The following is a 12,153-nucleotide window of genomic DNA, read 5'->3' as shown; positions in this document are numbered from 1 at the left end:
CCCTTCGGGGCGTCGTCGGCATTCGCGTAGGTCCTACGGCTCAGCTTTGCGTAGCTTCTACTTCCTCCAGCGTCGTCGGCACGTGATAGGGCGGTCGTCCTCTGCCCTGAACTCGATAGCGGCCCCAGAAGTCACGATCGCCGATGGTCGCCGGCGCCTCGCCCGTACTGGTCCGGATCAGCACGGAACGTCGGCGTCCCCCTAACAGATTGTCGAGTTCGTCGTTCTGGCGGATGCGCCCGTACCAGCTGAAGCGGCCGTCGATGGGTTGGAAATAGCCGCGCAGTTCGACTTGCACCTCGACGTCGTCGGTTGCGATCACCACTGTGGCCGGCCCGATGTAGTCAGAGGCATCGTGCGGACTCTGAGACTTCACTGTGAACTCCTCCGTTTGGTCGATAGTCGACGCCAGCGATCGGATCGCCCGGCACTGGGGCCAAGTAGCCCGGCGTCGGGATCGGGGCCGGCCCTTGACAAGCCGCGCCGCCGGGGTCAAAGTTACCTCATACCCAAAGTATCCGCTACTGCCCGTATTGCACTCTTGAGCGGATACCGGGTTACTGCCACCGGACGTTGATCCGGACTGGATGTATCGATGCAGAGTCATCGATCGAGTCTCAAAGGAGCGACAGATGACGACCAGTGACGTCAGGGCCGAGACCAACGGGCAGATTGCCGTAACCACCGACGGTATGGCGCGCGTGAGCGGTCGGCGACCCATTGACCTGCAACGATCGGCCGGACGACTGCTCAAGACTTCCGTAGAGAAGTTCTACGACGCCGAAGTCGACATCGACTGGGATAGTCCGTGGTTGCCGGATAAGGCGTGGTTCCCCGAGCATCGCCTGTCCCTCTACGGCACCGGTCTGTGGAACCGGCTTTCCGAGGAACAGAAGATCGACCTGGGCAAACATGAGTTGGTGAGCATCCTCAGCTTCGGGATCTACGCCGAGAATTTGCTGAGTATGGCGTTGCTACGGCTGAACACGACGGGTGATCTCGTCGACAACAAGGCCCTATACGCACTTGCCGAGGTTGGCGACGAGAGCCGCCATTCCACAATGTTCGCGCGTCTGATCGCCAAAACGGGGATCCCGCCCTACAAGCTTCCGCCGGGGTTTCTGTCGCTGGCGAAGATCCTGCATTTCGTCCCGCTCGGGCCCTCGATCCAGGGCGCGACCTTGCTGATCGAGGAGATTCTCGATCGGGCACAGCGTGAAGCGATGAACGACGAACGCCTACAACCGCAGGTCCGGCAGTTGATGAAAATTCACGTGCTCGAGGAGGCCCGCCACATCACGTTCGCGCGCTCCGAGCTTGTCGAGGGTATGCGGTCGCGAGGCCGGATCTCGCGGGCATGGCACCGCGGCGTCCTCGCAGTTGTCGCGAACCTGTCCTACCCGATCTTGATCAATCCCAAGCTGTACCGTGCTGTCGGCGTGCATCCTCTGCGGGGGTTCCTCGCTTGCCAATTCGGCCCGCACTACCGGGAGAACCTGCAGTTCATGTCCGAGCCGATGATCCGATTCTTCGATGAGGCAGGAATGATGGAAGGTCGCTTCACCATGTTCCTTTGGCGCCTGACGAGGAGCCTGCCCGACGATATCGCCCGGCGGTGAACAGACTCGGACCGGCGTGAACAGCACCACGCATATTGCTGAGCGCAAGTCGCGCCGTGATATGTTGCGGCGGGCACTCGTCGAATCCCGCGAACTCCTCGGTCCTGCCGCCGGTCCGACATATCCGCAGTAGCTGAGTAGCTATCGAAAATTTGTGGCCACCTGTACCGCACGTGAGCCAACGTCCAGAGGAAATCGATGAGTAATAACCGTTCTGCCAAATACACGGGAAAGACCAATGGTTCGGGAGGTCGTGCAGCGAGCGAGAGGGTGCACACAACAGAGGTCCTCATCGTCGGGAGCGGATTCTCCGGCATGGGAATGGCGATTCAACTGCTGAAATCGGGAATGAATGACTTCTTGATAATCGAGAAGGATTCCGAAATCGGCGGAACCTGGCGCGACAATACATATCCGGGCTGTGCCTGCGACGTCCCTTCTCACATGTACTCGTACTCTTTCGAGCCCAAGCCGGATTGGAGTCACTTGTGGGCAGGACAGGATGAAATTCAGCAGTATCTCCTGAGTCTCGCACGCAAGTACGATCTCTATAGCCGCACGCATTTCGGGCGGGCCTTGCAATCCGGATACTGGGATCCTGGTGATTCCGCGTGGCATGTTACGACCTCCGACGGCAACGAGTACGTTGCCCGATTCCTGGTTTCAGGCGTAGGCGCACTCCATATACCGAATATCCCCCAGATCAAGGGGCAGAAGAAGTTCGCTGGTGCAGCATTTCACTCGGCGCAGTGGGATCATGACTGCACACTGGATGGCAAGAAGGTCGCTGTTATCGGGACGGGTGCGAGCGCAATCCAATTCGTTCCGGAAATTGCCAAGGTAGCCGATGAACTGCATCTATACCAGCGGACGCCGGCGTGGGTACTGCCCCGTAGGAACGTCAAGGTCCCGAAGGCGATCCAAGCCCTGCTCACGAGGGCGCCGATCCTCGCCAAAGCCCTCCGGACTGCCATCTACTGGTCAGCGGAGTCACTGTCGATAGGACTGAACGGACATATCAATTTCATGCGTCCGCTCGAGAGTGTCGCAAAGTGGAACATAGCGCGGGGAATTGATGATCCCGCGCTGCGCAAGAAGCTCACCCCCACGTATCGCATCGGGTGCAAAAGAATCCTCGGTTCCAGTGACTACTACCCAGCGCTGAATCGGCCCACTACATCCGTCATCACCGACGGGATCGCCGAGATCACCGAGGACGCCATCATATCCCAGTCCGGTGACAAGCGTCCGGTCGACGTGATCATCTATGCCACCGGTTTCCACGTAACCGACGGGTTCGACCACCTCCGGCTCAAGGGTGCGTCCGGTCGTGAACTCTCCTCCGTATGGTCGGACGAAGGGATTCAAACCCATCTCGGCATCACCACCGCAGGTTTCCCGAACTTGTTCTTCCTGCTCGGCCCCAACACCGGGCTCGGTCACAACTCGGTGGTATTCATGATCGAATGCCAGATCAGGTACATCATCGGCGCGATTCGGCTCGCGAAGCAACGTGGCGCAGCTGCGCTCGAGGTGCGTGAACCCGTTCAGCGGGAATTCAACTCGGACATCCAGCGGAAATTGGTGAACGGGGTCTGGAGCAGCGGGGGGTGCACCAGTTGGTACCTCGATGCACAGGGTGTCAATCGGACGGTCTGGCCAGGTTTCACCTGGCAGTATTGGCGGCGTACCCGCAATGTCGCGGACTCTGATTTCGCGTTGGTCGGCGAGTCGACAGGTGATCGAAGCGGCGACCTCCTTCCGAATTCGATCAAGAAGGGTAGCTTGCCGAGATGAGAGAGTTCAGCGACCGAGTCGTCTCGGTAACCGGGGCAGGTTCAGGAATCGGCCGTGCAGTTGCAATTCGACTCGCCGGCGAGGGCGCGCGGCTGGCCATTGCCGACATCGACGGCGAACGGGCCCGCGAAACCGCCTCCATGTGTACCGCGCTGGGTGTCGAATGCCAGCACTATCAGCTCGATGTGGCCGATCGTAGCGCATTCACGGAATATCGTCGTCAGGTCCTCAGCGACTTCGGTTCGGTCAGTATGGTAATCAACAATGCCGGGGTCGCACTCGGCGCCGACATACTGGATATGCAATGGATCGACTTCGAATGGTTGATGTCGATCAATTTCTGGGGAGTCGTGAACGGCACGAAACTATTTCTTCCGGATCTGATCGACTCGGGCGACGGCCATGTTGTCAACGTGTCGAGTGTCTTCGGACTGATGGCCATTCCCAGTCAGAGCGCATATAATGCTTCCAAATTCGCCGTCCGAGGCTTTACCGAGGCGTTGCGCCAGGAGATGCGAATTAACCGGCTACCGGTGGGTGTAACATGCGTGCATCCGGGTGGTGTTCGCACAAATATTGTGCGCGGAGCTCGAGGTGTCGGCGCGATGGGTGATCAGGAGAAGATTGTCGCCGGTTTCGATCGTATTGCGCTCACCACTCCGGAAAGCGCCGCCGAAACGATCCTGAAGGGCGTGCGACGGAACAAACCTCGAGTCCTTATCGGACCCGATGCCCTGGGTTTCGATTTCGTCGCCCGCGCGGTGGGGCCGAGGTATCAGGACCTGAACGCGCCGCTGGCCCGTGTCGGCTATGCGATCGGCCGTCGTTACGGCCTTGTCAAGCGCGACAGTTGAATCTGGGCCACGGGCCGGAATAATAGAGAAGGAATATCCTGGAAGATGAGCATGCCATGTGAACTCACGGTCTCCCGTGTAGTGCAGGAAACAGCGGATGCGGTGTCCATTTGGTTCGAGGTGCCCGAGCAGCAATTGGGCGTATTTGCCTACGACCCCGGGCAGTTTCTTACGTTGCGTATTCCCGGAGCCGGCGACGGGGAATATGTGGCCAGATGCTATTCGCTCTCGAGTTCCCCGCATGCAGACGACTCGCTAGCTGTCACAGTGAAACGCACGGAGGGCGGGTACGGATCTAACTGGCTGTGCGACAACATCAAGGTTGGAGCTGAGGTAACCGTTCTGCCGCCCACCGGGCACTTCACACCGAAAGACCTGGATGCGGACATGGTTCTGTTCGCAGCTGGTAGCGGAATCACCCCGGTGTTATCCATCGTCAAGTCGGCTCTGCTCGAAGGTGGCGGCCATCTCGTTCTCTTCTATGCCAACCAGCATGCCGAGAGCGTCATCTTCGGTGAAGACCTCCGTTACCTCGCCAAGCAGTTTCCCGAGCGACTGACTCTCATCGAGTGGCTGGAGAGCGAGCGTGGGCTACCGGACCGAAGCGCAATCCTTGAAATCTGCCGTGAGTACCGAAATCGGATGTATTTCTTGTGTGGGCCGGCGGCGTTCATGGATTTGGTGGTAGACGCGGCGCGCGAAGCCGGCGTGCAGCACCGGAACCTACACCGAGAAGTATTCCAATCTCTGCACTCCGATCCCTTCGACGTGGAGAACTACGTCAAGGAATCAATGACGAACGAACAAGCCCGTCTAGTAGTATATCTCGATGGTGATCGCGCCGAGCTGGAATGGCCGAAAGATTTGACCCTCGTCGAGGTCTTGTTGAACGAGGGGTACTCGCCTCCGTATTCCTGCCGGGAAGGCGGATGCGGTGCATGTGTGTGCAAGGTTATCGACGGCGATATAGAGATGAGAGTAAACGAGGTACTCGATGATGATGATATCGAGGAAGGTGATCGGCTGGCATGCCAGTCGGTACCCGCCACCAATTCGGTGACTGTGACATTCGACTGACCATGCGTTCGCGCAGGCCCCGTAACGGCGTTCATGCTCGCCCGATCCAGCGCGCAATTGCCGCCCGCGCTATCGGTCACTTGTCCGATAGCGTATACTCGGCCAGATGGCGGGCGCACAAAAGCGGATTCGGGAGGTCGGTAGCTCGGTGGTTCGGCGAATTGACGCACGCTCGAGCCGATGGGAAGAGCACCGGGTCCTGGTTCGAGCAGAACTGGTCGACGCAGCGTACCGTGCCTTCGGCAAGTACGGTCCGGACGCGAGCATGGACGACATCGCTCGGGAGGCGGGTGCGACAAAACCCAAGCTGTATCGCCACTTCAAGGACAAACTGGGCCTTCGTGCAGCTGTTATCGAACGTGCGAAGGAACTCATGTGGTCGAATGTGCTTGCTACCGTTGATTTCGGATCCGATCCGATTCGAAGTGTGATGAATCAGCTCGTCGAGCAATACGCGCAGCTGGTCGACGAGCACAAGAACGTCTTCCAGTTTCTCGTTCGTAGTCATTTTAGCGACAATTCATCGGGATCGGATCCAGCTCTTGAGAACGCACGTGAACTGGCAGGTTTCATTGCGGGTCATTTCGTCACGGTTTTGGACACCGCTGGGGCTGACACGTCGGGCATAGACTTGGTGGTGCAGTCGATCGTAGGGGCGAGCCTCTCCGCGACGGATTGGTGGATAAACTCGCAATCCGATCCGACCTCGGCTATGCCGAGAAAGGCTTTCGTCGAGCATCTCAGCGCAATCATTTGGGGGATTATCGATTCCTCGGCGCGAGCTCGTGGAATCCGGATAGACCCGGATTCGACTTTGCGGATTGAGAATATTGGACTGATCGAGGCTTAGCTGAGCGAATTCGAGCCAAACGCCGGTCGAAGACGACGCGGGATGAGCTTATCTGCCATAGCGCGGTGACACTGCCGGATTGCATCCCCGCGGGGCAAAAGACCCGTGAGCAATGCCGTTTTCGCGCCATCGCCGGTGGGCGGGACGACCGCCGATCGGCCTGGTCCGCATCGATTGCTCGGTGCGTCAGCGTCGTCGGTGCTGCTCTACCCAACGCAGCAGCTGGTTGGGCTTGCCCGGCTTGTGCATGACAGCTCATGTGTCATTTTTCGGGATTGCTTTCGTGCGAACCTGCGGACCCGAATCGATGGATCCGACGCGAACTTGGTTCAGACCGCCCGCAACCGCTGGCGACCACTTCGCGCTCGACGTTCCTCCGGCCGAGTCCGAGCTACGTTTCGAGAACGTCGCCGCCTACTTGTCGTTGAACCAGCTGCTGTGGAATCAGGGGAAACGAGGGTACCGCTGCTTCAATGGCTCGGTACCGCGTTGTGGCATGCAGCTGAGGCATCTGGTCTGAGACCCGCAGAGCCCACCCCGAGATAACGTAGGGCAATCTCGGAGATCCGGCGTGCCGTTTCGGCGCTGTCGCTGGCCGGTAGTACGAGATGGCTGATCGTCAATCGAATGAGCGCATCGACTGCGTCGGCCACGTCATTGGCGTCGATGGTGGGGTAGTGGTGGAGGAACGCGGTGACCAGTCGCTCGGACGCGAGTTGAAGCATGGAGGCAGAGGTTGTCAACAGGGGGAGGACGCCGGTTTCATCGCGCGGGCCGCTACCGGGTGTAGTCAGGACGGCTTTGAGTAAGGGGCTGGTTGCAGCCTCGTCGAGCGTGTAGCGAACTATCGCTCGGATCGATTCAGGCAACGCGCTGCGGTTGGAAGCAAGCAAATCCTCGATCCCGGTCAGGAATTGCTCCGCTTCGTGCAGAACGAGTGCATCTCCAAGCCCTTGCTTGTCGCCGAACTCTCGATACAGCGTGGCGCGTGATACTCCGATCAGACCGGCTACCTCGCCGAATCGTACACGTTCCCAGCCCTTCTCGACCGTCAGGGCGCGGGCGGCGCGGATTGCTGCCTCGCGGAGGTGTCGCCTGAACGACAGCCTCACCGATTCTTCCACCACCCCTCGGATGGTAACAGAACGTGGGTTTTGTTCATGAGTGGACAAACTCCCGGACACTTCGTCATGTCCGCGCGTTGCTTGATCGCGAGCTATGCGCGACAAGCAGCGGAGATCTGATCAATTGTTGACAAAATGGTTCTGATTGTCTCCAATGTAGTTGTATCGCGGTCCTGCTCGAGTCTGATGTTGGGCGCGCGTTAGTCGACAGAGAGGTCTGGCCATGGACAAGGCTTCGGATGCGGTCAGTAGGTTGTCTGACCCAGGCGTGGAGGACTGGGTGCGCTCGTTCCGGCTCCTGGAATCCGGATCGCCAGAGTTGCCGCCGCACCATCCCGACTGTCTTGGTTGTGGGCCGGCCAACCCGCACGGACATTCCCTATCGGTGCGGCGTTGCGAGGGCGGCGTCGTTGCTCACCATCTTTTCGACCAGCGTCATGTCGGAGCGCCGGGGATCGCGCACGGTGGCGCGGTGGCGACCGTCATCGACGACCTGTTCGGCTTCTTGCTGTACACGGTCGGCGAACTCGCCGTGACCCGGAATCTCGACATGGATTATCTCGCCCCGGTACTGCTCGATACCCCCTACACGCTGCACGCCGAGGTACGGTCGCGGCATGGCCGTAAGTTGAATCTCGCGGCCAGGATGGAGGATCTAGAAGGGCGCTCGGTCACTACGGCAACCGCCGTGTTCATCGTGGTCGAGGCCGAACACTTCCTGCAGTCGCGGGCGAAGGCTCGGAGGCAGGCGTGACTGCTGGACCAACTGAGAGGGAACTACTCCTCGACGTCTTGCTGACCGATCACGGCTCAGCCGGCCCCTACGAGGCGTTCCGACGCTTGCGCGAGACTCAGCCCGTGCTTGTCACGCGATCGGGGGCCCTGGTACTGAGTCGCTACGACGACTGCGCAGCTGCGCTCCGTAACCGTAGCCTCGGCAAGGCCGACGAGTCGCTGGGATTCGGCTTGTCGGAGATTCCCGAAGAGTTGCAACGTCAGGCTATGCATCGATTCCGGCGCACCATGCTGTTCCGCAACCCGCCTGACCACCACCGGCTGCGTCGGCTGGTCGCTGACGTTTTCACCCCTCGGCACATCGACGAGTTGCGAGGCCGCGTTGTCACGCAGATCCGTGATCTGATCGATGTCATCGAGGACCAGGGTTCCGCCGATATCATCAGCGATCTCGCCCTCCCGCTGCCCGTGAATGTAATAGGCGATCTTCTTGGAGTGCCAGTGACCGATCGAGCCGTGGCCGCTCCTCTGGTACGCGCCCTGGTCGCCTCGCTCGAGCCCAGCGCGGACGCCGCGGCGCTGACTGCCGCGTGTGAAGCGGAAGACCAACTCGCAACGTACTTCACAGACCTCCTGGCGGCCAAACGCGCCCACCCGGACGACGACCTGCTCAGCCGTCTCGCCGTGGCGCATGGCGACGACGTCTTGGACGACGACGAATGCGTTGGCACCGCGATACTGTTGTTCGCGGCAGGGTTCGAAACCACCACAAACCTCATCGGTAACGGCGTTGCTGCACTGCTCGCCCATCCCAGCCAAATGGACCTATTGCGGGCCAGGCCCGATCTGGCGAGCAACGCCGTCGAAGAATTGTTGCGTTACGACTCGCCGGTCCAGACCAATGGGCGCACGGTGCTCGAGCCAACACGGGTGGCAGGAGTCGACCTGGATCCTGGCCAGGTTGTATTGACCTTGCTCGGGGCGGCCAACCGAGACCCGGACCGATTCTGCGACCCCGATAGCCTCGATATCACCCGAACCGGGACCCCGCCGCTATCGTTCGGTGCCGGCATTCACTTTTGTCTTGGCGCGCCGTTGGCGCGGCTCGAAGGAGCCGTACTGTTCCCACTCCTCACGGCGCGTTTTCCCGGTCTTAGGCTCGTCGAACAACCTCGCTGGCGTACGGGGTTGTCCTTTCGCGGGCTGTCGAGTCTGAAGGTGGTCACCGGATGCTGATCCAGCCTTACCCGCACCTGAAGGGCGGCCATTGTGGTTCGGGTGCGTTGCGCGATCTTATGTCCTGGGCCGGGCTTGGCTGGGACGGCGAGCTGAGCGAAGGACTCGTGTTCACACTCGGCGGCGCACTCGATTTCGCTTACCTGCGCGCCGATGCGATCAATCCTCCGATATACCTGGTGGGGCGTGGTGGGGATTTGGAGGTCGACCTGTTGAGGCGCCTCGGTGCGAAGACCGAACTACGTCAGACCGAGGATCCCGACCTCGGTTGGAAATGGGTGAGGACCGAACTGGACTCCGGACGGCCCGTCATGGTCTGGGCCGACATCGCTGAACTCCCATACCTGCGGGTACGACTGCGCATGAGCCGCCACGACATCGTTATCGTCGGCTATGATGACGAGGCTCGCGACGCGTATATCGTCGACAACGACCGCGATGAGATCCAGACGGTGTCGTATGACGCATTGGCACGGGCACGAGCCTCCACGGGGTTCCCGACACCCACACGCCACGCCACGTACATAGTCGATTGGCCGTCCGACGTGCCTGACCTCCCGTCCATGGCTGCCGCAGCGCTCGAACAATCGGCGGCAACCCTGAAACATGGGGGCCCCAGTTCGATTGCCGCGCCGGCCTCGAACGGTGTCTCCGGCACCGGGCTCGACGGCGTTCGCCGCTTCGCTGAAGACGTCTCCAGTTGGCCCGACATCTTCGGAGACGAAGACCTCGAGGCTGTGCTCAGGTCACTCGCTGCCTTCATCGAAAAAGCGGGTACCGGAGGCGGTCTGTTTCGACGCCTCATCGCTCAAGGGTGCGTCGATCTCGCCGATTACACGCGCAATCCGAAGGTTCACGCGGCCGCACGCGCAGCACGGCTGGCCGCACAGTCTTGGACGAGGCTCGCCCAAATCGCCGTCTCCGATGAAACCCCATCGCGACGCTCGGTTCAGGTAGCCCGGCATGCCGCCGTGCTGCCAGAGTTGGAGGAAACCTTGGCAGATCTTCTCGCCGCCGCCGCCAACTCACTCTGAACCAGCTTGTCTGCAGACAGGTACATCCGCTACGGCTTCGAGACCGGTGGTGAAGTGCGCCTGTGGGGGATGGGGTAGCCCCAGGCGGTGGCCCGGGACCGGGCCGACGACGTGAACCGTCCTGGACTGGCTGGAGACTCCTGATTTAGCAAGGGAGACTGTCAGCCATGGCGGCACCACGGAAGTTCGACGAGGAAACCCGCGCTCGGGCGGTGAGGATGTATCAGGATCGGATCCGCGAGCACGGTGACTCGATGGCCGGTGCGCGCCGGCATGTCGGTGCGCTGCTGGATATCAACCCGGCGACTCTGCGGAACTGGGTCACCCGCGCCGAGCAGGGCGAGACCGGGCCGGCGGCCGCGGCGGAATCGGAGTATGCGGAGTTGAGGGCTCTGCGGCGTGAAGTAGTCGAATTGCGCAGGGCGAACGAGCTTTTGCGGACAGCGAGTGCGTTTTTCGCGGCGGCGGAGGTCGACCGCCGACTGCGGTGATCGTCGACTACATCGACGACCACAAGGGTTGCTTCGGGGTTGACCCGATCTGCCGCGTGCTGACCGAGCACGGGCTCAAGATCGCCCCGTCCACCTACTATGCCGCCAAACAGTGCGGTATCAGCGACGCCACCTGGGCCGATGCTCACACCGCGAACGTGTCGTTCGACCTGTGGAGCGCGAATCGGGGCCTGTACGGGGTGCGCAAACTCTGGCACACCGCCCGCCGCGCCGGTCACAATATCGGCCGCGACCAGGTAGCGCGGCTGATGCGGCTGACCGGGATAGACGGGGTTGTGCGCGGGTGACGGACCACGAGAACCACCGAACCCGGGCCCGCGTCGACGCCGCGGCATCCGGACCTGATCGGGCGCGCCTGGTCGACGCCGATGCGTCCAGATCAATGGCGGGTTGCCGATTTCACCTACTGCTGGACTCTGGCCGGGTTCTGTTACACCGCGTTCTGCGTGGACGTGTATTCGCGACGGATCTTGGGCTGGCGGGTTATGTCGTCGAAGACGACACCGTTGGTTATCTCGGTGCTCGAACAGGCGTTGTTCACCCGCCGTAGAACCGCTTTCCGTTTCACCGCAACAGGATTGATACATCATTCCGATGCGGGGTCGCAATATACGTCGCTGGCCTTCACCGAGGCATTACGGGATTCGGGAATCGCCGGATCCATAGGCAGCGTGGGAGATGCGCTCGATAACGCGCTCATGGAATCGGCGATCGGGCTCTACAAAACCGAGTTGATCGACCGGCACACCACGTTCTCGGGGCGGGCCGAGCTCGAACGGGAAACCGCATCATGGGTGCACTGGTACAACACCCAACGGCTACATTCCGCGATCGGATACCGGCCACCGGTCGAATACGAACACCTCTACCATCAACAGACCATCTCGGCCGAGGTGGCCTGAACTAGGGTCTCCACCGCATCCAGGACGGTTCAAGGCGACGCGACCTGCGCGGCGAATTCGTCGAACGTGGCGATCTGGTCGCCCAGCGCGTTGGGCGTCTGCCACCCGAGGCCGGGGTAGGACCCACCGGCGAGGGCATACCCGTCAGCGAGCAGTATGCTGCTCACCTCGGCCGAGTTGGCGTTCTGGGCGGGGTTCGACGGTCCGGGGTTGTAGCCATGGGAGAAGAGCAGCACGGTGCCGTTCCAGTTGGCCGGCACCTCGAACAGATAGGTGGATCCGTCGGGCAGTGTGCCGGTGATCTTGCGGGCAGCACCGTCCGCCGTTTCAGCGCATCCGACGTTACTGCCGGCGAGTGCCGCAACTGTGATGGCGGCCGCAGCCGCGATAAGAAACTTCTTCTTGGTGCGCAT

The 12,153-nt window shown here is 60.9% G+C and carries 11 protein-coding genes, 1 pseudogene and 1 other annotated feature; of the genes and pseudogenes, 9 read left to right on the top strand and 3 right to left on the bottom strand.

Going from position 1 to position 12,153, the window contains the following annotated elements; all coding sequences use genetic code 11:
• Positions 1–40: 40 nt before the first annotated feature.
• Positions 41–376: a DUF4873 domain-containing protein gene (locus tag CRM89_RS31790; protein ID WP_014349813.1), complete on the bottom strand. Its 336-nt coding sequence runs from the start codon at positions 374–376 to the stop codon at positions 41–43.
• 256 nt (positions 377–632) lie between these two features.
• Here CRM89_RS31790 and CRM89_RS18480 point away from each other — a divergent pair, with 256 nt between their 5' ends.
• The 5 genes from CRM89_RS18480 (at position 633) to CRM89_RS18460 (ending at position 6,197) form a co-directional block, all read left to right on the top strand.
• The gene (locus CRM89_RS18480; protein WP_014349814.1) at positions 633–1,619 is read left to right on the top strand and encodes a diiron oxygenase; all 987 of its coding nucleotides are present in this window, start codon (positions 633–635) and stop codon (positions 1,617–1,619) included.
• 198 nt (positions 1,620–1,817) lie between these two features.
• Positions 1,818–3,416: an NAD(P)/FAD-dependent oxidoreductase gene (locus CRM89_RS18475; protein ID WP_081597586.1), complete on the top strand. Its 1,599-nt coding sequence runs from the start codon at positions 1,818–1,820 to the stop codon at positions 3,414–3,416.
• Positions 3,413–4,270: an SDR family oxidoreductase gene (locus CRM89_RS18470; protein WP_014349816.1), complete on the top strand. Its 858-nt coding sequence runs from the start codon at positions 3,413–3,415 to the stop codon at positions 4,268–4,270. The genes CRM89_RS18475 and CRM89_RS18470 overlap by 4 nt, the downstream gene beginning before the upstream one ends.
• A 45-nt stretch (positions 4,271–4,315) precedes the next feature.
• A complete protein-coding gene (locus CRM89_RS18465; RefSeq protein ID WP_014349817.1) occupies positions 4,316–5,347 on the top strand; it encodes a ferredoxin--NADP reductase in 1,032 nt (343 codons plus the stop codon).
• A 106-nt stretch (positions 5,348–5,453) separates the two neighbouring features.
• Positions 5,454–6,197: a TetR/AcrR family transcriptional regulator gene (locus CRM89_RS18460; RefSeq protein WP_014349818.1), complete on the top strand. Its 744-nt coding sequence runs from the start codon at positions 5,454–5,456 to the stop codon at positions 6,195–6,197.
• 470 nt (positions 6,198–6,667) lie between these two features.
• Here CRM89_RS18460 and CRM89_RS18455 read toward each other — a convergent pair whose 3' ends face one another.
• Positions 6,668–7,324, bottom strand: coding sequence for a TetR/AcrR family transcriptional regulator (locus CRM89_RS18455; RefSeq protein WP_171048474.1), 657 nt, complete (start codon positions 7,322–7,324; stop codon positions 6,668–6,670).
• Positions 7,325–7,544: 220 nt separating this feature from the next.
• Here CRM89_RS18455 and CRM89_RS18450 point away from each other — a divergent pair, with 220 nt between their 5' ends.
• The 4 genes and pseudogenes from CRM89_RS18450 to CRM89_RS18435 all read left to right on the top strand — a co-directional run bounded on the left by CRM89_RS18450 (position 7,545) and on the right by CRM89_RS18435 (position 11,740).
• Positions 7,545–8,075: a PaaI family thioesterase gene (locus CRM89_RS18450; protein ID WP_048833156.1), complete on the top strand. Its 531-nt coding sequence runs from the start codon at positions 7,545–7,547 to the stop codon at positions 8,073–8,075.
• Positions 8,076–8,179: 104 nt separating this feature from the next.
• Entirely contained in the window at positions 8,180–9,292 is a 1,113-nt protein-coding gene (locus tag CRM89_RS18445; RefSeq protein ID WP_253805096.1) for a cytochrome P450, read from the top strand.
• Entirely contained in the window at positions 9,286–10,326 is a 1,041-nt protein-coding gene (locus tag CRM89_RS18440; RefSeq protein ID WP_043737843.1) for a BtrH N-terminal domain-containing protein, read from the top strand. Before CRM89_RS18445 ends, CRM89_RS18440 begins: the two co-directional genes overlap by 7 nt.
• A gap of 167 nt (positions 10,327–10,493) precedes the next feature.
• Positions 10,494–11,740: pseudogene (locus CRM89_RS18435) on the top strand (IS3 family transposase).
• Positions 10,775–10,906, top strand: a sequence feature (AL1L pseudoknot). Its footprint overlaps the pseudogene before it by 132 nt.
• Positions 11,741–11,769: 29 nt before the next feature.
• Here CRM89_RS18435 and CRM89_RS30490 read toward each other — a convergent pair.
• Positions 11,770–12,153, bottom strand: coding sequence for a hypothetical protein (locus CRM89_RS30490; protein ID WP_127516259.1), 384 nt, complete (start codon positions 12,151–12,153; stop codon positions 11,770–11,772).

It is taken from the genome of Nocardia sp. FDAARGOS_372 (assembly GCF_002554515.1).
Lineage (GTDB): Bacteria > Actinomycetota > Actinomycetes > Mycobacteriales > Mycobacteriaceae > Nocardia > Nocardia farcinica.
The sequence above is the reverse complement of the archived record's forward strand: the minus strand, read 5'-3'. Positions and strand labels throughout refer to the sequence as shown.